We start from the raw sequence: 18,565 nt of genomic DNA on the forward strand, positions 1-18,565 counted from the left end.
TGGATGTGAATCGGGCTTCTCCGGCGATACTTTCCCGAAAGGCCCGATCTCCTATCCGCTACCCGTTACTTCTTGTAAAACTCGTCGTAGGCCGCCTGCTTTCCTTCCATAACCGCGGTACCGCCCATGGCCATATATTCCTCGACCTTCTGGTCATAGACCTTATCGAACTGATCCGCTTTGGCCGTCACGATCTTGGCCAGCATTTCTTTCTCGAAATCCTCCAGGATCTTCGCGTATTTGATCTCGGCGTCCACCGCGATATCCACCCGTGGCAAGGTATACCCATCGTTGGTCCCCACCTGAATGCTCTTGACGGTGAAATCCTTGAAGTCAGGGTCAAAGGCGTTGGCCGCAATGTTCTTGTTCGGATCCTCCGTGGAAATGTATTTGCCGTTCAGAATAATGCAGTAATCATAGTAGTTGTAGAGCAAATTCTGGGCTTCCGGCGTATTCAGCTGCAATGGTAGGCCGTCTGCGCTCATCTCGTACGATACGCCTTCCTCGCCATTCTGTAGCACCAGAATGTTGTTCGGATCGGCCATCCAGTTCAAATATTTCACCGCGGCCTCCGCGTTCTTGCTCGTGGCCGGGATCATGATGTACGCGCCGGTCGGATCATAGACCGGCTTCGGATGTTTCCCGTCCGGAGTGGAGAACGGATCAATGGCCTCCAGGACCGCGTCCGGATTGTTCGTCTTCAGATTGCCATAGTAACCGTTATACACCGGTTCATTCGTGTTCGGCGTGCCTGCCCCAGCAACACTGTTCACGACCTGCTGGGCGAACGCTTGGCTAAAGTCATCGCTCAACGCAAAATCCGGGTCGATCAGTCCTTCATTGTACATCTGATTCAGCAATCGGTAGCCTTCTTTGCTTCCCGGCTGCAGCCAGCGGGGAACCGAATACAGATCCTTATCCGTAATTTCGTCCCATTTCCAGAAAGAGTTGACCAAAGGCATCATATGAAACACGTCGATGTAGCTGTAAGGGATGACCTTGCCTCCCGTCTTGCCGGGATCCTTCTCTTTAAAGGCGCGCATGGCATCCACGAATTGCTCTGTCGTTTCAGGAAGCGGAAGATTTAATTGATCCAGCCAGTCCTTGCGGATAAAGGTAGTGGTTTGAGCTTGAATCACGCGGAGCGCTGGAAGGGTGTATTGTTTCCCATCAAACACGCCGTAAGGCAGAGAAGGCTCCAGCACCTTCTTCAAGTTCGGCCCATGCTGGTCAATGAGCGGTCCGAGGTCGGTCAAACCTCCGCTTTTTACGTAGTTTTGTACGGTCGGCTTGTTGTACGTAAAGACAATGTCCGGAGCGGAACCGGAGGCCATCAGGACGTTCAGCTTATCTACCTCTTCGGCGCGCGGCACCGTGACGAATTCGACGTCGATATTATTCGGGTCGCCGAAATTTTTCTGAACATACTGGGTCATGAAGTTGTCTGTAATTGGCGGTTCCCCCGCCGGCGTATTGTTTCGGTCGAACAGCTCCACTTTTAACGTAATCCGTTCCCCCTTCGGTTCGGATTCCTTGGCATTGTTCGTAGCCGCGGTATTCCCGCCGCTGTTCCCCTCTCCGCTGGATTTGCCGTTGTTCCCTCCGCCGCCGCAGCCCGCCAAGGTCAAGCTGGCAGCCAGGACCAAAGCAACTAGAGCGAACATCGAGGAACGAATGGGTTTGCGCATGGTGTTGCCTCCCTTTTCAATTTGTTTGTATATAGTGACCTTCGGCGTTGCCGTCGATATGGAAGGTTGCGCCCCGCCGAAAGACAGCTATCGAAGTGATACCCGCCGTCCTACCCTTTGACGGCTCCCTGCAGCATGCCGGAAATGAAATATTTCTGCAGCCAAGGATAAACCAGCAATATCGGCACGGTGGCAAACATGATGCTGGCCGATTGAATGCTCTGAGGAATCGGAGTCGCGGCGTTAAAGCCCTCTTGCGCCGTGGCATCATTCACCTGGCTGTTGATGACCATCTGATAAAGCTTGAGCTGGAGCGGGTACAAATTTTTATCATTGATGTAAAACAAAGCGTCCTGAAACATATTCCAGCGGTCCACGGCCGAATACAACCCAATGGTTGCGAGGATCGGCAATTGAAGCGGGAGGACGACTTGGAGCAGAAACCGGAAATGCCCGCAACCGTCCATCCAGGCTGAGTCCTCCAGTTCATGAGGCACGCCAGAGAAAGACGTTCTCATAATGATCAGCAGAAAGGCATTAATCATTAGAGGCAAAATGAGCGATAGCGGCGTATTTAGCAAACCCAGCTCTTTAACGAGCATGTAATTGGGGATGATCCCGGGATTAAAAAACATCGTAACCACGATCAGGCCGAACATCACGTTACGGCCTTTGAAGTTTCTGCGGCTTAACGCATACGCGGCCATGATGGTCATGACCAAGGCGACTGCGGTATAGACGACCACCAGAATCACCGTCAGCGCCAGGGAACGCATCATGGAGACGTCCCCAAATACTGCGGAATACGCATGGAAGTTCCACTCAACCGGCCACAGGAACACTTCTCCCGACATAATGGCCCGGTTGCCGCTGAAGGATAAGGCAAAGATATGGATCATCGGCACGACGCAAAATAAAGCAAACAAACCGATGAACACGATGACGAGGCTATCGATCACTTTATCAACCGGATTCCGAATCACGAGAGCTCCCTCCTTTGCTAGAAGATGCCTTGCTGGTTTACTTTTCTGGAAATGAGTTCGGCGGTAAGCAGCAAGATCAGTCCGATAACGGACTGGAACAATCCAACGGCCGTCGCCAGCGCGAATTGCGCAGACTGAATCCCAACCGTGTACACATAGGTGCTGATGACCTGAGCGACATCCATAACGTACCCGTTCTGCAAGGCATACGGTTGTTCGAAGCTGATATCCGCCATATGGCCGATCTGAATAATAAACAACACGACGATAGTCGGCTTGATTCCAGGTAGCGTAATATGCCAGATTCTTCGCATCCGGCTTGCCCCATCGACTTCGGCGGCTTCATACAGCTCCTTGTTGATCCCTGTAAGCGCTGCCAAGTATAGAATCGTTCCCCAACCGGCATAGTGCCATACCCCGGCCCCCGTGTAAGTAAGAATCCACAGCACCGTATCTTCCAGGAACGGAACCGGTTGACCGCCGACACTCTTGATGAACTCATTTACGCTGCCGGTGTGGGTTGCCAGCAATTGAATGGCCATCCCGCCGACAATGACCCAGGAGATAAAGTGGGGCAAATAGAGCAGCGTTTGGCTTACGCGTTTGTACCATTTGACGCGCAGCTCGTTCAGCATAATCGCCAGAATGATCGGAATCGGGAACGTAAGTAAGGAGATGACATTCAGCATTAAGGTGTTGCGCAGCGCCTTATAAAACTGCGGCATTCCAAAGATCTCCCGAAATACATCCCATCCAACCCACTCGCTGGCCCAGACCCCCTTAAAAATGTTGTAGTCCTTAAACGCAACCACGACGCCCGCCATGGGAATGTACTTAAATACGATAAAGAACGTCATCGGTGCGAACATCAGGAGATACAAAGGCCATTGCCGCTTAAAAGCAGCCATACCGTTATTCCGTTTGATGGGAAGCGGCGAACGCCCCCGCCTGACTTCAGTTTGCATCAGCATCCTCCTTTCGGGTGTATGTCCATGGCTTGGTTGCTGCTTACTATAACGCATGAGCGATCGATGGGAAATTCTCCTTTTTTGAGGACCTCTTCTCTTTTTAAAACGGGTGTTTCACCTTTTTTATATGCCTACCCTTTGTTGAGATAGCGGGCTGGAAGGACGTTTCGGTCAAAAGAAAATCGCCCCAAGAAGGAATAACTCCCTCCTTGGGACGACCTGATTTCAACGCGTTCATTTGGCTGATTCAATTTAGGGTGATTCGCTGCTCTGCGCTTGGTAGGCCTGGTGCTTTTCCTCACGGACCTGCTGTCCGCCCATGGATAAATACTCCGCTACTTCCTGATCGTAAACGGCATCGAATTCCTCCGGCGACGCCGTAATAACCTTCACGAAGATCTCGTCATTCTTCTCGTTCAAAATGGCGGCATACCGAATTTCGGAGGATAAGATCGCATGTAGGCGCGGGGGCTCGATGCCGTCGTTCATGCCGTATTCTACGCTCTTACGCGTAAACTCCTCGAATCGCGCGTTGGACGCATTGGCTTTCAGATTCAACCGTTCGTCCTTGCTGCTGACATATTTCCCATTCAGGATGATGCAATAGTCAAAATAATTAAATAGTAAACGGCCCGCATCGTCGTTCTCCAGGGTAACCGGCACGCCATCCTCCATCCGGTACGTCACCCCCTGTATGCCGTTCTGCAGCGTGATGATGTTCTCCGGCTGCGCCATCCAGTTCAAGTATTTAATGGCAGCCTCCGCGTTTTTACTCGTTTTCGGAACCATGATGTACATGCCCGTATCCTCCAGGATCGGCTTGGGCTTTTTGCCTTTTACGTTCGTAAATGGATCGATTGGCGTCAAGATGGCGTCCGGATCGTTCCTTATCAATTCAGCGAGATATCCCATATATACCGGCTCATTCGTATTTGGTGTTGCAGCTCCGACTCGGCCGTTTACCAGGTCTTTCTGAGATTGCTGGGCGAACCGGTCCAAGTGAAAATCCGGATCGATCAGCCCTTCATGATACAAACGATTCAGAAACCGGAACGCTTCTTTGTTTCCGGGCATCGTCCAGCCCGGCTCGGCGTACAAGTCCTCCATGGTGATCCGATCCCAATCCCAAAACGAGTACTGCAGCGGAGCCGTATGATAATAATCGATTTGACCGAAGGGATAGATGGTTTCTCCGTCCTTCCGCAGCCGCTTTTCTTTAAATGCCTGAAGCGCCCTGTAGAAGTCCTCCGTTGTCTCCGGCAAAGGCAAGCCGGCTTCCCGAAGCCAATCCTCCCGGATCAAAGTGGTGCTTCGAGCCGTCAGTACCCGTTTCGCCGGGATCGCAAACTGGGTTCCCTCAAGCCGCCCGTAACTCAAGATTTCCTCCCCCAGAAGCTGCTTCAACCGTGAGCCGTATTGATCCAACAATGGCGACAGATCGGTTAATTTCCCCTGCGTGAAGAAATTGTAGACGGTAGGCAGGTCGTAAGTGAACACGATATCCGGCGCCTGATTCGCCGCCATCAATACCTGCAAACGCCTGACTTCCTCCGCGCGGGGAACCGTAACAAATTCGATCTTGATCCGTTCCGGATCTCCGAAATGCTCCTGAATGTACTGCGTCATCGCATTATCGGTAATGGTCGGCGCGCCAATCGGCTTGTTGCTTCGTTCAAACAGTTCGATTCGAAGTGTGGCCCAGCCGTCATCGGCCGCCGCGAATCCATCCGCTTCGAAGGACCGGATCGAGTCCGACGCCAGGCCTAGCCGATCCGTGTCCTCAAATCCGCCGCAACCTGCCGCCAATAAGCTCAAGATGACGATGACCGCCAGCTTCGATAACCACGACCTCGCAAGCAACATCGCGACTCCTCCTCCCACGTTGGATTGACTAAGCTCTAAATCATACGGTACATATTGCGGTATTCTCCCGGCGGGATGTCCTGAAATTTCTTGAAGGCGCGGTAAAACGAGTTCACATTCTGGTAACCGATGTTCTCCGCAACCGACTGAATCGAATCCTCGGTTTCCACCAGGAGCTGTTTGGCGTGCTGCATCCGAACCTTTAAGACGTAATCCACGAATTTCTCGCCTATTTCTTCTTTGAAAATCAGACTTAGCGCGCTGGGCTGGAGGTTCAGATAGTCGCTGACTTGGACCAGAGAGAGGCCCGGATCGGTGAAATGCGCATCGATGAAATGTTTAGCCTGCAACGCTAAACTATGATGCCTGCGAGCTTGGCGATCCTCTTCCACGCTCGCCTCGAACTGATTCATGAGGCTCATGAACTGTTCCTGAAATTCACCTAGCGTTTCCGTCGTCTCCGTCATCCCCGCGAATCGATCCTGAAAATCTTCCTTCCAACGGGCCTGGATCGAGGAGGATAAAGCCAGAACGGCCTGATCCATTCGTTTGAGGAACGCCTGGGCAAACTCCGCCATGTCCCGCTTGCGAAACCGCATTTTTCCAAGTTCGCCGAAAATCTGCGTTAATTTCTCTCGCCATTCGCTTTCGTTCATGCGGAAAGACTGTGCGGCATAATCCAAAGCTTGCAGGTAAGCGTACCGGTCCAGATTTAGAATGGCGGCGCTTTTCCGATTATCGATGATCGAATGGATGCCGAAGATGGTTTTGAGCTCCACGTTCTCATGTGCGTTTCGATAGGAATCCGCGATGGTTTCGATCGACTTGGAGTCCGCCCCGATTCCGATCGAAATCGTCAGCTCCAAATGCTGATGGATCCACTTCTTAAATTCCTCCGCATATTCCGCCGCTGCTTGATTGCTGCGCGGTTCAGACGCCGTATGATGCACGACGAAAGCGATGCGATGCGGCTCCATCCACGCATGCCATACAAAGGAATGATGGCTCTGTCCCAGGTCGCGGAAGGCGCTTTCGATAATAAACTTAAGCAGGTACTGGTCTTTGATCCTATATTTGTCCGTAAACCAAGCATACCGGTCCAGCTCTGCCACAATCACGCCTAAGCGGTCATAGGGGGCGGACAGATTAAACTCGGCCAGCCGTCGCTGGAATTCTGCATCCGTCAACACGAGATGCCCCGCCAACAAATCGTGAAAAAGCCGCTGTTGCCGCAGCAAACTGTCTTCCTTATGCAGGTTGTCATAATCCAACGAACGCTTTAGCAGATGGTCCAGCGCCGTCTCGATAAAGGTGAACTCATTGTTTGCCCCTTTGATGCCAAGCTCCTCGCTTTTTCGATTCGAAAACTGGCTAACCTTTTCCATGATCGATTGAATGGGCTTGTAATGGATGTGCGTCACGATCGTGAACCCCAGCAAGGCTAGCATTATCAGGACAACCCAAATGACCATCCATGCGTTCGAGAAGAGGGAGAGCCAATTATAACCTTGGTCATGCACCCCCTCCGAGACATAAGTAAAGCCGGTATAATCGGATTGAACTTGAATTGGACTCACAGCTGGCTCCGAATCCGGGGATACATTGGTCGCCGCATCGATCAGACGAACCTGATTGTAACCGCTTTCACTTAACGAGTTGAGATATTCCAGAAAAGAGCGCTGATACACGTTTACGACGAGGGCTCCATGCATGTCGTCCCCAATAAAGGCAAATTTCATCAGGGAGACGACGGACTGCTCCTCTTCCTCACGGGGCAGATAGGCAAAGGATCGCGGATTAAACCAACCTGCGGATTCCTTATTCCCGTAGTTGGCCGTCAAAAAGTCTGCGTCACCAAACGCATCTAGCGAATACGATCCCAAATCCGAGATAACCCGCTGTTCGGTTTCATTATAAATGTAGATGGTGTTGGCAAACGGCAAAGTCAAGCTTAATTCGATCATCTTCTTCTGAAGCAGGAAATCATCCAGAGCATCCTTAGGGCCGTTCGTGAAGTAGTCCTGGATCTCGCCATCCATCAACAATTTGCTGACGACGTTTCGCTCGATCAGCATCAGATTCGCATCTGCATTAAATACGATTCGATCCAGGATCGCTTTATTGGTCTCCAGGTATTTACGCTCGGAAGCATTGTTAAGAGCCAGGAAAATCATGAAGATCATCGAGGAAATGATGACGAAGAGAATCGGAGCATAGGAAAGAATCGTACGGTAATACCAGTTCATTCGCATAAAGCCAACTCTCCCAAACCGTTTCGTTCATTATAAATGATCCCATTCGTGTTGTTAATTAACAATTTATTCGAGACTCTCCTTTTTTATTTAAGTTTTTAGATATTTATTGCACTGCGCAGTTGCAGGGCCACCGGTGCAAAAACCAAAAAAATAGTACAAATGACACAGATTGATATGCCAAAGGTAGGTATAATGGTTGGGCCCTATTACCCAAAAAATGACTACAAAAAGGACGGCGCAAAACATGAAGAAATTGCTTAACCTGCATTCCATTCGGCTGAAACTGTTAGGTATTCCCCTCGCAAGCGTATTGATTGCGATTCTGGTTATTGCCTTTAGCGTGACCAACATAACAGAACGAAGTCTACTAAACCAAATGAAAAGTGACGGGCTCCTGATCGCAAATCAAGCGGTCTCGCAACTTGAAATGAGCTCCTCAGCACTCGAAATCATCAATTCCTCTACAGAAGCCGATATCCGAACGTTAGGCGGTTACCTGAATGCAAACATTCAGTCGGCCACCAATAATGAATATTTGACTGCGATCGCCAAGCAATTTGAAGTCGACGAAATCAATTTGGCAGACGCGTCCGGTACGATCGAGTACTCCAATCTGCCCACCAGCATAGGCACCGTCTTCGGCAAAGAACATAAGGCCCAGCAGGTTCTTGGCGGCGGAGCCGCTTTCTATGTGGAAGACATCAGAAAAAGCAAGGAGACGGGGGACTATTATAAATACGGATACGTGAAACGAAGCGATGGCGGAGTTATCCAGATCGGCATTTTGGCCAATAAAATCCAGACGTTTACGGACAGTGTAGGGTACCAGTATTTAATCAATAATCTAAGCAAAAACGAAGAAATCGTATATGCCCTCTTCATCGATCCGAACCTGAAGGCGGCCGCCCATTCGGATCCGGAAAGAATCGGCATTTCTCTGGATGATGAGGGAAGTAAGACGGCGATACAACAAGGCAAGACGTATACTTCAACGTATTATTACGAGAAAGAGAAAACGAAGGTCTACGATATCATTCTCCCTATCAAAATGGACGGCAAAGTTCTTGGCGCAATCGACATCGGACTTTCGATGAAAAATACAGAACGAACTATAAACCAGATTATCCTGCTCACCACGGTGGTCAGTGCGGCTGCTTATGTTCTGATCTCGCTCATTTTGTTCTTTGTTACCAATCGGGTGATCAAGCCGATTCAACAGTTGGCCAAAGCCTCCAAGCAAGTAGCTGACGGTGAACTATATCACGAGATTACGGCGAAAGGCAAAGACGAAGTGGGTGCCTTAGCCTTTAGCTTCAGAGACATGGTCATCCATTTGCGAGACGTCGTATCCGGCATTCAGGGCAAAGCCGATCAAACGGACGATATGTCCGCACAGTTGGCTACGGCCTCCACCCAGCTAAGCTCTGCTTCCAGCGAGGTCGCGACCGCAATTCAGCACGTGGCGGAAGGAACGGCTTCGCAAGCGGACGAGCTGACGCAAATCGTCGAGTTGATGTCGGAATTGGCGGAACATCTCGATGGAATTCAAGATAAGATGGCTATGGTGAAACATCATGTAGACGGAGCAGAGGACAAAGCCGGCGTAGGCAAAGAAAACATCGAACTCGTCTCGTCCTCCAGCGGAAGCTTGACGACAGCCGTCCAAGAGGTCCACGTCAAACTGACGGCGCTCGAAGACAGCGTCTCGCAAATCGGCATGATTACCCAGACGATTAACGGAATCTCCAATCAAACGAATCTGCTAGCCTTAAATGCCGCGATTGAGGCGTCCAGAGCCGGGGAGGCAGGGGCAGGTTTCGCTGTCGTCGCCGGAGAGGTTCGCAAATTGGCGGAGCAATCCAAAATCGCTACGGAACAGATCCAAGCGTTGATCGAATCCATTGCCGTCGAAACGAAGGAAGTCCTTCAGACGTCTCACGAGGTGGAAGACCTCATGGGTAACCAGGTGCAATCGGTTGAGCTCACGACCGATTCCTTCCGGGATATTCTTGAAGCGGTATCGGCGATTGCTCCATTGATCGAAGAAACTTACCTTAACATCCAAAACACGCTTCAAACCAAAGACATCGTCGTCGATAAAGTATCGGCCGTTTCGGCCTTTGCCCAAGAAATGTCCGCCTCTTCGGAAGAAATCTCCGCCTCGTCCGAAGAGATGCTGGCAAGCGCCCAGGAAGTCTCCAGCCATGCGGGTCAACTCAACGACATTTCGGTATCATTGAACAGCCAGATCAAGCAGTTCCAACTGAAACCGAAAGCTTAGTCCACCAAGGCCTCGAAACCCAACGAACCCGAATCATCCTGCAATGCTGCAGGGTGGTTCGGGTTAACTACTTCTAGGCAGCTTTATCAAGCTTTACTTCTGGTCCGCCCAACGCCACCAGGCCCATGTCCCGAGATAACCCGCAAAGCCCACAACGATAGGGATAATATAGCTTGCCGGCCCCAACGGAAACACGGCCCCGCCGCTCTGCGCCAGTTGGAGAGCCGGGATCGACCAAGGAAGATATGCACCTAGACGCGTCGGTCCCCCAATCAAGGCCACCATCAGCGTACAAAAGGCGAAAGCCATCGGAGCCAAATAACCCCGTGATACGCAAGCAATCCAAATGACCGGACCGCACATGAATAGATGAATGCCGGAAATAATCAGCAATTGGAGCACGAGATGCAGCATCTTATCCATCGAAAAACCAGGCACACCTACGACAAAACCTAGCAATATCGCAAAGCCGAGCGTGATTAGCACGACCACCAGGCACCCGACAATGGCCGACATCGATTTCGCGGCAACGATTCTCCCCCGTGATACGGGAAGTGCCAGCAAATCCTTCATGGTACGGTCCGCATATTCTCGTCCAAACGTCCAACCCGCTACCACGCCAAAACCGACAATACCAAATACGCTAGCGAACATAAACACGACATTAGTAAGGTATGTGTTCCAATCCCCCTCGCCAACGCGAATGGCCGTAACAAACAGGAAGAATACCAGGGTTCCCCACAAGACATAGGAACGGTATAGCTTCGTATTTTCGGTCCGAATGGCTGCAAGCAAAGATCTCATTCTTCCGTCCCCCCTTTGGCTCCAATCGTTTTCAGAAAATAAGCCTCCAAATCCTCTTCCTCCACCTTCAATAAAGCAAGCGGGAGACGCGCGTCCGTTAGCAGCTTCGCCACGGTCTCCGGTTGCCGGATGGCGTGTTCATCGGATACCTCTACCCCCCCGTTATCGGTAACCCGGACATGATAACCGCCATTGATCAGAACGGTTCGCGCAGCCTCCGCCTGATCGTTGACTCCGATATAGAGCCGCTTTTGCCGGAGTTGTTCGAATTCGCTCGCCGATAGCTCCTGCAGAAGTACCCCGCGATGAATGATTCCGATTCGGGTGGCAATCTTCGAAATCTCCTCTAAAATATGGCTGGAAATAAACACGGTCACCCCATGCCGTTCAGCTAAATTTCGGAGTAATTCACGGACTTCAACGATTCCGGCCGGATCGAGCGCGTTGGTAGGTTCATCAAGAATCAGAATCTCCGGATGATGCAGCAGCGCTTTGGCTAATCCCAGCTTTTGCGCATTGCCCAGCGATAAATGCTTGGCTTGCGTCTCGGCATATTCGCTCATGCTCAGCTTCTCCATCACCGCCTCCACGGCACTCCGCTCCCGGACTCCGTGCAGCCTCGCGAACAACTTTAAGTTCTCCCTTACCGTAAATCCGGGATAGGCTGCCGGTGTCTCCACCAGATAACCAACTCGTTTCCAAAGCGCTTCTCCCCCCTGGGCAAGCTTTCTTCCGAACAAATAGACCTCTCCCGAGGTTGGCTTGTTCATCCCAAGTAAGCAGCGGATCGTCGTCGTCTTGCCGGCTCCGTTCAGACCGAGGAAGCCGTAGATTTCCCCTCTCTTGACCGTCATCGTAACCTCATTAACGACGGTTCGGCTGCTATAACGTTTTGTCAGACGCTCGGTGCGGATGATTTCTTCCATCGTAGATGCCCTCCTCATTATGATTTGAAACAAGTCTTTATTTGATTGAACGTTCGTTGAGTAAAATAGGTAAAAAATTTACTTCGCCCACATTTGTACGTAAAAACTGGCGATCCGCTGCATCTCTTTCTGGGACAGCTCCCGGCCATTCAGGATTTCCCGGACAACAAAGACGACTACATGGGATAGAAATTGCGAGGCAGCCATCTCATAATCCATCTCCCGGACACTTCCCTGAGCGGATTGCTTCGATAGGAAATCGGCAAGGGCCGCAAACGGTTGTTTGGTCAGCTCATCCAAAGCATCTTGCTGCTCTTGTCCAAGCAATTTACGTTCCCGCATTAAAATCTGAAAGTATTGTTGATCCTCCTGGATGCGCCGGGCAATTCCGTTGGTGAGCTGAAGCAGAACCTTTTCTAACTCCGCCCCGCCTTGGAACAGCTCCTTGAAAAAGGCCACAAAATTGGAGATTCGCTCCTCCTGAGCAGTTTGCAGCACCGATTTCAGAATCTCCAGCTTACCTCCGGGAAAATAATGATAGGTTAACGCCTCCGCCATGCCGATCTCTTTATTTAATTCGCGCATGGAGGTCGCATGATACCCCTTCTCCGCAAACAGCCGTTTCGCGATATCAAGGATTTGCTGCCTGCGTTCAGCCGCTTGCAGATCCCGACTGGTTATTCGGTTGGTTCTCCGCTCGGTTGGCATTCGTAGACCTTCTTTCTTTTCACTAAACGATCGTTGAGTAAATCATAACCGCTGGAGGTATTGGAGTCAAGTTGTGCTAATCTCAAGCAACGCCGCAAAGAAAAAAGCTGTCGAGGTCTGGACCTCGACAGCTTAAACTTACTGTTTGGTAATCATCCACGTGACGCCAAATTTATCGATCACTTCTCCGTAATGAGCCCCCCATGGTTGAAGGGCGAACGGATACTTACTCTCCCCGCCCTGACTTAAGTTGGCATAGGCCGCCGTGGCTTCCGCCAAATCATCATAAACGACCGAGATGCTGGTGCTGCGATTGTACGAAACCGGCTCAAGAGAGTCCGCAAACATTAAGGTGTTCGTCCCGGCTACGGTCAAAGCCAGATGCATGACCTTCTCCTTCATCGCCTCAGGTGTTCCCGGCGCTTCCCCGTAGGTAGCCAGAAATTGAATTTCTCCGCCTAAAGCCGCTATGTAGAAGCTGGCCTGGCTTCTTGCATCCTCCGACATCAGATAAGCGTAAATTTGTGCTCCCATTCTACACCAACAACCTTTCTCAGTAATTGATTTGGTCCTTCTGTAAATGTAGACGTGGGAATGGAGTTGAATTCATCGGTGGGTTTATTATCTTTTCGAATATAATTTACTAGCACTTTGGGATTATCAAAGAGGTCGATTTGTAAGCACAGCAGAAGGCGAATAAAATACGTCACGATGCATATGCCGAATTTTGTCCCAATTGCCGGGATTCATCGTATCCGGAGAGCGATGCTCCAGAATGGCCTGATAAAGAACGGTTTTCTCTTCTAGATGAGCGATATGCCGTTTGGCTTCTTCGAGCTTGGCAATCGCCGCTTCTTTATGCTCCATCATAAGAGCAAAACGTTGAGGGATCGTCGAATCTCCTTCGAGACAGAGATCGACGTACGTTTTGATCCCTTCAATCGGCATCCCGGATTGCTTGAGACATTTGATGCCGTGCAGCCAATTGATCGATTCTTCGTCGAACATCCGAATGTTGTTCTGATTCCGCTGCAAGCTAGGGACCAACCCTTTATCCGTGTAAAAGCGTATGGCGTGCTCGGTGAGCCCCGTGATCTGGGCGGCTTCTTTGACCGTATACATATGTGATCCTCCTTGGGAAAAGTGGATGAAGCTCGCATAGCTTCGTGTAACACGAAGTCCATAAGCATATTGTAAGGCATTGCGGCCGTCCGCGAAAACCCCATTTCTGCGCGAGCGTACAAAAGCCACTCCTGGGAAGGAGTGGCTTTTGTATTGGGATAAAGCATAGGTGAGGATACCTTGCAAGTCCTGAGCTATTTTAGGAAGTAATGCCCTTGCTCCAGATCTGCAAGAAGACCCTGTTGGAGAGGCTTCCAACCGAGCAGCTCCTTCGTCCCCTCACTTGATCTTGCTAAGTCAAGCGATGCGACCATGCCTAAAAAACCGAAAACGGCTTGGGCTTCTTCATGCGGAATGCTGACTACCGGCACATCTAAGTGACGACCGATGACGCCGGCAATGTCTTTGAACGGAATGCCTTCATCGCCGACGCCATCCAATCGTGAGCCTGCAGGCGCTGATTCGACGGCGAGTCGGAACAAAACAGCCGCATCCAAGCGATGTATCGCCGGCCAACGGTTGGTGCCGTCTCCAACGTATGCTGAAGCCCCTCTTTCCCAGGCAATTCGAATGAATTGAGGCACGAAGCCTTTATCCCCTTCTCCATGAACGGAAGGAGCAAGCGAGACAATCGAGGCTCTCACGCCTTGTTCAATAAACGAAAGTGCTGCATCCTCCGATGCTTTGCCATTCGCGTGGGCTGTGATCACCAGTGGTTTACCGGAGCCCGCAAGTCCCCCTCCCAATGCTTCGATAGCGCGAAGATCCTCTGATAGCGATGCTGCGAAATTAGAGAAATCGTGGTTAAACGCAAGATGAATCACACCGTCTGAAGCGGCTGCCTTCTGGCGCAAAAACTCCAAGTCCTCAACAACACCGCGAGCCACCTCAGCCCCTAAGCTCTCTAATAGGTGTGCACCGCTCTCTGAACGGGTCAACCCAACCACCTGATGGCCCGCATCGATGAGTTCACGAACGACGGCTGTTCCAATATAACCTGATGCACCTGTAACGAAGATACGCATAATCGTTTAACGCCTCCTTTGAATTTGACGAAGATCTGACATCAGTCTAAACTATAAAGTACACTCTAAGGCAAGCGTTTGGAGGTAGGCGATCCTATGAAAATTCAAGAATTAGCAGACTTGATGGGACTAACACCGCATACCATTCGTTTTTATGAGAAGGAAGGCTTGCTTGATGGCAGGCATATTCAGCGAGAGCAGAATAATTACCGCAACTACTCAGACGAAGCTATTGGGCGGCTGAAGCTAATTAAGAAATTCCAAGGCATCGGCTGCACGTTAGCTGAGCTGAAGACGATCTTGCAGGAACAAGATACTAGCGCACGTACGAACCAAGAAGTAATCTCATGGATTCTTCAGAAGATCCAAGAGATCGAGCGCAAGAAAGACGAATACGATCATATGCTTGTAACCCTAAATTGGATGTTGACCTACAGGAAGCTGTTGGATGAGGATCCATCACAAGCTGAAGCGATGATGGACGAACTGCGTCAGAAAATAAACATCTAATCTATGGAATTGCGGTAAACAAAAGCCACTCCTGATGAAGGAGTGGCTTTTGTGTTGAGCTAAAGTACCGAGACCGATTTAAGATGACTTGTTCGTAAGTGTGGTGCCGCCGGTAGGCCAGGTGGAGAGCGCCTGCTCCGCAACAGCTTCCAGCATGTCGCGGCTGAAGCCGGCTTTGGCTTGGACCGCCATCCCGTGGAGCACGGCCATCACAAATGCAGCTAGCACAGCACAATTCGCAGTCTCCGGCAGATCTCCCTCCTGTTTTGCCCGCTCCAAGCGATCACGCAGCATCGTCTCTCCCTCGGCACGCGCATCAATCAGAGAAAGGCGAATAGGTTCGGCTTCATCCGAGCCTGCCAAGTCGCCGTGCACATATAGACACCCCTTATGATCTGGGTAACGAGTTTGTAAATCGGCGGCACTTCGAAAGATGTGGGCAACCACCTCTCGCGAGGTTGGCAATTCCATCGCCGTCGGGAAGAAATCGTGGTAATGCTCGTAATAGCGCTCCAGAACTCGGCGGAACAACGCTTCCTTGTTGCCGAATGCCGAATAGAGTGCGGGGCGTTCGACACCCGTGGCCTGCGTCAGGTCGGTGTACGACGTGCCCTCATAACCCTTTTGCCAGAACACGCAAAGTGCCGCGTCCAGTGCTTGATCCACATTGAATTCGCGATGACGTCCCATCCCGTCAGATCACCTCAATTATTTTACTGTACGTTATCATAACATACGTTACGGTTTGCAGCTAGTCGATCGATCGGACAAGGGCCCGTGCAACGTACGCCGACAAAATCAATATTAAATTCTGTAATTAAATAATTGACAGTTCTCGCCAAAATGGGTATATTCAATATCGTAACGAACGTTATGCTATTTCGCCAATCCCCTCGGGACGAGGACATGGCCTAAAATTCTCAATAAAGGAGCAAGGATCAGATGTCGACGAAAGCAGGAAAATTCAGTGGTAAAGTAGCCTTGGTTACAGGAGCAAGTCGTGGGATCGGCGCTGAAATCGCCAAGCAATTAGCTGCGGGTGGAGCGGAATGGATCGGCGTGCATTATGCTAGTAATCGGGATGCGGCTTTAAAAGTGGTTGATGAAATTCAAGCATTGGGCTCAAAGGCAGTAGCTCTACAGGCGGAATTAAGCGATGGCCTTTCCGGTGTAAAACGGCTTTGGAGCGCATTTGAAGATGCGATTCGCTCGGAACTTGGAACCGTGCACTTGGACATTTTAATCAATAACGCGGGGATTGCGCCGGCCATTCCTTTTGAAGAAACATCAATTGAAACGTTTGAAGAAGTCATTAATGTCAACCTGAAAGCTCCCTACTTTCTTACCCAGACAGTCAGCCCCTTTATGCGGAATGGCGGGCGGATCATTAACATATCTACAGGTTTTACTCGGGTTGCCGGTCCAATGCAAACGATTTATTCGGCTTCTAAAGGCGGCGTTGAGACCCTGACTTTGGCCTTGGCGCCACATTTTGCAGCAAAAGGTATTACGGTGAATGCAGTAAGGCCGGGAGTAACGGCTACGGATATGAACAAGGATTGGCTAGCCATCCCGGAATCTCATGCTGAAGCTGCTTCAATGTCTGCTTTCGGAAGAGTGGGAACTACCAAGGATGTTGCGGATATCGTTGCGTTTTTAGCTTCTGAGGAAGCACGATGGGTTACGGGGCAGTTTATTGACGCCACTGGGGGAACCCGACTTTAAGGGGAGCTAAACGACACGACGGTAGTCGTTCATCCCAAAAAGGATGTCATTCAAATCATAAATAGAGAGCCTAAGTTTTTCTTAGGCTCTTCTTTTTGTCCAAAGAAAATTAAAATTTTAATAAATCACTTGCACCTTACGTAACGTCAGGTTTTATAATAAGGCTACCGGAAATCGAGCTAGCGACAAAGAACGGAGATGATCAATGAAACGATATTGGAAGGTCGGGGATCTGGCCAAATTGACGGGGCTAACGGTGCGTACATTGCGCTTCTACGACCAGATTGGGCTACTCTCGCCGTCGGCAGCCACGGAATCGGGACATCGGCTCTATGACGACGAAGACTTATCGCGGCTCTTTCGAATTGTTTCGCTGAAGGAGTTAGGCCTATCGCTCGACGAAGTGAAGGCGGCGCTAACGGGCCGCGAAATTGACCCGCTTGAAGTCGTCAACCTGCAAATCGAGCGGGTACAAGAGCAAATACGGCGTCAGCAAAAGCTACTGGATCAACTGAGGCATGTGTCAAAGCGGATGAAAGGAAAAGCTCAAGTAACGGTAGAAGATTTCACCACACTGCTGCAAGCAATGAAGAACGACTATGAGAAGCCGATCCTTAATCGTCAACAAAGTTGGGAGAAACGTTTTGGCCTACTGGGGATGTTTTTGGCGAGCGGGGATGAGGAAACAGTACAAGCAGATGACGAGGAGGAATAAAATCATGAAAGAAAAATTCGTAAACCATGGCACATTCGTAATAGAAAAGACGTATCCGACATCCAGGGAGCTAGTGTACAACGCAATGGCTGACGCTGAAGCCAAAGCGCGTTGGTTCACGAAGCCGGAAGTGTTCGAGTTCCGGGTAGGCGGACGGGAATTCAGCAGCGGCGAGGCGCCAGGAGGCGGGTTGTTCACATTCGACGCAATCTATCAGGACATCGTTCCGCTCGAACGGATTGTTTATACGTACGCAATGGACTTTAACGGCGTGCGGTTCTCGGTGTCCATCACGACGATTGAGCTTACAGACACGGATGGCGGCACGAAGCTGACCTTTACGGAGCAAGGAACCTTCTTCGATGGGCTTGATGCGATGGAGAATCGGGAACACGGGTCGAGGGAGCTACTTGAGCTCCTTGGCAAATCGCTTGTTCAAACCGAAGGGTCCTTAGCCGCGAAGGACAACTTTGATCTGGTTGCCAATGACTTGGAGTTTGCCCACACGCGTTTATACGACTCCCCAAGGGAAGAGGTCTACCGGGCGTGGGCGCAACCGGAGCTTCTGACGCGGTGGTGGGGTCCTAACGGCTTCACGAGCACGTTCCACGAATTCGACTTTCGCGAAGGTGGCTTCTGGCGTTTTACCTTTCACGGACCAGACGGCAAGGAATATCCGAACGAGAATAAGTTCATCGAGATCGAGGCGGGAAAGCGTATCGTTCTGGAGCATCAAGGCGCTCCTGAGTTCCGATTGACGGCGACATTTACCGATGAGGGGGCGCGAACGCGTGTGACATTCCGTCAACAGTTTAAAGACGAGAACCTATTTGAGCAAGTAAAATCATATTGCCCGGACAGCAACGAGCAGAACCTGGACCGTCTTCAGGCTGTTCTAGGGGGACAGCACGTATAGTAGCTATTGAGAAGCACCTGCTTCAACAGCATCGGCCTAAGAACGTTGGAGCGTTCTTAGGCCGATTTTGGGTCAT

17 protein-coding genes are annotated in these 18,565 nt (G+C 50.6%); 5 read left to right on the top strand and 12 right to left on the bottom strand.

What is annotated here, in order from left to right; all coding sequences use genetic code 11:
• Positions 1-65: 65 nt before the first annotated feature.
• The 5 genes from IM700_RS14510 to IM700_RS14530 all read right to left on the bottom strand — a co-directional run bounded on the left by IM700_RS14510 (position 66) and on the right by IM700_RS14530 (position 7,754).
• Positions 66-1,688 (bottom strand): extracellular solute-binding protein, encoded by a 1,623-nt coding sequence (locus tag IM700_RS14510; protein WP_193417680.1) that lies wholly within the window; start codon positions 1,686-1,688, stop codon positions 66-68.
• Positions 1,689-1,798: 110 nt separating this feature from the next.
• A complete protein-coding gene (locus tag IM700_RS14515) occupies positions 1,799-2,671 on the bottom strand; it encodes an ABC transporter permease subunit (RefSeq protein WP_193417679.1) in 873 nt (290 codons plus the stop codon).
• 17 nt (positions 2,672-2,688) lie between these two features.
• The gene (locus tag IM700_RS14520; protein WP_193417678.1) at positions 2,689-3,636 is read right to left on the bottom strand and encodes an ABC transporter permease; all 948 of its coding nucleotides are present in this window, start codon (positions 3,634-3,636) and stop codon (positions 2,689-2,691) included.
• A 255-nt stretch (positions 3,637-3,891) separates the two neighbouring features.
• On the bottom strand, positions 3,892-5,502 hold the full coding sequence (locus IM700_RS14525; protein ID WP_193417676.1) for an extracellular solute-binding protein: 1,611 nt from the start codon (positions 5,500-5,502) through the stop codon (positions 3,892-3,894).
• A 35-nt stretch (positions 5,503-5,537) separates the two neighbouring features.
• Positions 5,538-7,754 (bottom strand): helix-turn-helix domain-containing protein, encoded by a 2,217-nt coding sequence (locus tag IM700_RS14530; protein WP_193417674.1) that lies wholly within the window; start codon positions 7,752-7,754, stop codon positions 5,538-5,540.
• 247 nt (positions 7,755-8,001) lie between these two features.
• On the opposite strand from IM700_RS14530, the gene IM700_RS14535 reads away from it, so the two are divergent.
• On the top strand, positions 8,002-10,038 hold the full coding sequence (locus IM700_RS14535) for a methyl-accepting chemotaxis protein (protein WP_193417672.1): 2,037 nt from the start codon (positions 8,002-8,004) through the stop codon (positions 10,036-10,038).
• A gap of 93 nt (positions 10,039-10,131) precedes the next feature.
• On the opposite strand, the gene IM700_RS14540 is transcribed toward IM700_RS14535, so the two are convergent.
• The 6 genes from IM700_RS14540 to IM700_RS14565 form a co-directional block, all read right to left on the bottom strand.
• Positions 10,132-10,842, bottom strand: coding sequence for an ABC transporter permease (locus IM700_RS14540; RefSeq protein ID WP_193417670.1), 711 nt, complete (start codon positions 10,840-10,842; stop codon positions 10,132-10,134).
• Complete coding sequence (locus tag IM700_RS14545) at positions 10,839-11,768, bottom strand: ABC transporter ATP-binding protein (protein ID WP_193417669.1); 930 nt, start codon at positions 11,766-11,768, stop codon at positions 10,839-10,841. The genes IM700_RS14540 and IM700_RS14545 overlap by 4 nt, the downstream gene beginning before the upstream one ends.
• 78 nt (positions 11,769-11,846) lie before the next feature.
• A complete protein-coding gene (locus IM700_RS14550) occupies positions 11,847-12,476 on the bottom strand; it encodes a TetR/AcrR family transcriptional regulator (protein ID WP_193417668.1) in 630 nt (209 codons plus the stop codon).
• Positions 12,477-12,614: 138 nt separating this feature from the next.
• A complete protein-coding gene (locus tag IM700_RS14555) occupies positions 12,615-13,010 on the bottom strand; it encodes a VOC family protein (RefSeq protein ID WP_193417667.1) in 396 nt (131 codons plus the stop codon).
• Positions 13,011-13,136: 126 nt separating this feature from the next.
• Positions 13,137-13,598: a MerR family transcriptional regulator gene (locus tag IM700_RS14560; protein ID WP_193417664.1), complete on the bottom strand. Its 462-nt coding sequence runs from the start codon at positions 13,596-13,598 to the stop codon at positions 13,137-13,139.
• Between the two features lie 194 nt (positions 13,599-13,792).
• Positions 13,793-14,623 carry an SDR family oxidoreductase gene (locus tag IM700_RS14565; protein ID WP_193417663.1) on the bottom strand — a complete coding sequence of 277 codons (831 nt, stop codon included), beginning with the start codon at positions 14,621-14,623 and terminating at the stop codon, positions 13,793-13,795.
• Positions 14,624-14,719: 96 nt separating this feature from the next.
• On the opposite strand from IM700_RS14565, the gene IM700_RS14570 reads away from it, so the two are divergent.
• Positions 14,720-15,133 (top strand): MerR family transcriptional regulator, encoded by a 414-nt coding sequence (locus IM700_RS14570; protein WP_155608444.1) that lies wholly within the window; start codon positions 14,720-14,722, stop codon positions 15,131-15,133.
• 78 nt (positions 15,134-15,211) lie between these two features.
• Here IM700_RS14570 and IM700_RS14575 read toward each other — a convergent pair whose 3' ends face one another.
• Positions 15,212-15,823 (bottom strand): TetR/AcrR family transcriptional regulator, encoded by a 612-nt coding sequence (locus tag IM700_RS14575; protein WP_155608445.1) that lies wholly within the window; start codon positions 15,821-15,823, stop codon positions 15,212-15,214.
• Positions 15,824-16,075: 252 nt separating this feature from the next.
• On the opposite strand from IM700_RS14575, the gene IM700_RS14580 reads away from it, so the two are divergent.
• The 3 genes from IM700_RS14580 (at position 16,076) to IM700_RS23455 (ending at position 18,489) form a co-directional block, all read left to right on the top strand.
• Positions 16,076-16,858, top strand: coding sequence for an SDR family NAD(P)-dependent oxidoreductase (locus IM700_RS14580; RefSeq protein WP_193417662.1), 783 nt, complete (start codon positions 16,076-16,078; stop codon positions 16,856-16,858).
• Positions 16,859-17,063: 205 nt separating this feature from the next.
• Complete coding sequence (locus IM700_RS14585) at positions 17,064-17,573, top strand: MerR family transcriptional regulator (protein WP_193417661.1); 510 nt, start codon at positions 17,064-17,066, stop codon at positions 17,571-17,573.
• 4 nt (positions 17,574-17,577) lie between these two features.
• Complete coding sequence (locus IM700_RS23455; RefSeq protein WP_193417660.1) at positions 17,578-18,489, top strand: SRPBCC domain-containing protein; 912 nt, start codon at positions 17,578-17,580, stop codon at positions 18,487-18,489.
• Positions 18,490-18,565 lie beyond the last annotated feature (76 nt).

This window comes from Paenibacillus rhizolycopersici (genome assembly GCF_014947195.2).
Classification (GTDB): Bacteria; Bacillota; Bacilli; order Paenibacillales; family Paenibacillaceae; genus Fontibacillus; species Fontibacillus rhizolycopersici.

Excerpts from the sequence above, each read along its gene's own strand:
- IM700_RS14510 (WP_193417680.1), bottom strand. The coding sequence starts at position 1,688 with ATGCGCAAACCCATTCGTTCCTCGATGTTCGCTCTAGTTGCTTTGGTC.
- IM700_RS14520 (WP_193417678.1), bottom strand. The coding sequence starts at position 3,636 with ATGCAAACTGAAGTCAGGCGGGGGCGTTCGCCGCTTCCCATCAAACGG.
- IM700_RS14525 (WP_193417676.1), bottom strand. The coding sequence starts at position 5,502 with ATGTTGCTTGCGAGGTCGTGGTTATCGAAGCTGGCGGTCATCGTCATC.
- IM700_RS14530 (WP_193417674.1), bottom strand. The coding sequence starts at position 7,754 with ATGCGAATGAACTGGTATTACCGTACGATTCTTTCCTATGCTCCGATT.
- IM700_RS14535 (WP_193417672.1), top strand. The coding sequence starts at position 8,002 with ATGAAGAAATTGCTTAACCTGCATTCCATTCGGCTGAAACTGTTAGGT.
- IM700_RS14540 (WP_193417670.1), bottom strand. The coding sequence starts at position 10,842 with ATGAGATCTTTGCTTGCAGCCATTCGGACCGAAAATACGAAGCTATAC.
- IM700_RS14545 (WP_193417669.1), bottom strand. The coding sequence starts at position 11,768 with ATGGAAGAAATCATCCGCACCGAGCGTCTGACAAAACGTTATAGCAGC.
- IM700_RS14550 (WP_193417668.1), bottom strand. The coding sequence starts at position 12,476 with ATGCCAACCGAGCGGAGAACCAACCGAATAACCAGTCGGGATCTGCAA.
- IM700_RS14555 (WP_193417667.1), bottom strand. The coding sequence starts at position 13,010 with ATGGGAGCACAAATTTACGCTTATCTGATGTCGGAGGATGCAAGAAGC.
- IM700_RS14560 (WP_193417664.1), bottom strand. The coding sequence starts at position 13,598 with ATGTATACGGTCAAAGAAGCCGCCCAGATCACGGGGCTCACCGAGCAC.
- IM700_RS14565 (WP_193417663.1), bottom strand. The coding sequence starts at position 14,623 with ATGCGTATCTTCGTTACAGGTGCATCAGGTTATATTGGAACAGCCGTC.
- IM700_RS14570 (WP_155608444.1), top strand. The coding sequence starts at position 14,720 with ATGAAAATTCAAGAATTAGCAGACTTGATGGGACTAACACCGCATACC.
- IM700_RS14575 (WP_155608445.1), bottom strand. The coding sequence starts at position 15,823 with ATGGGACGTCATCGCGAATTCAATGTGGATCAAGCACTGGACGCGGCA.
- IM700_RS14580 (WP_193417662.1), top strand. The coding sequence starts at position 16,076 with ATGTCGACGAAAGCAGGAAAATTCAGTGGTAAAGTAGCCTTGGTTACA.
- IM700_RS14585 (WP_193417661.1), top strand. The coding sequence starts at position 17,064 with ATGAAACGATATTGGAAGGTCGGGGATCTGGCCAAATTGACGGGGCTA.
- IM700_RS23455 (WP_193417660.1), top strand. The coding sequence starts at position 17,578 with ATGAAAGAAAAATTCGTAAACCATGGCACATTCGTAATAGAAAAGACG.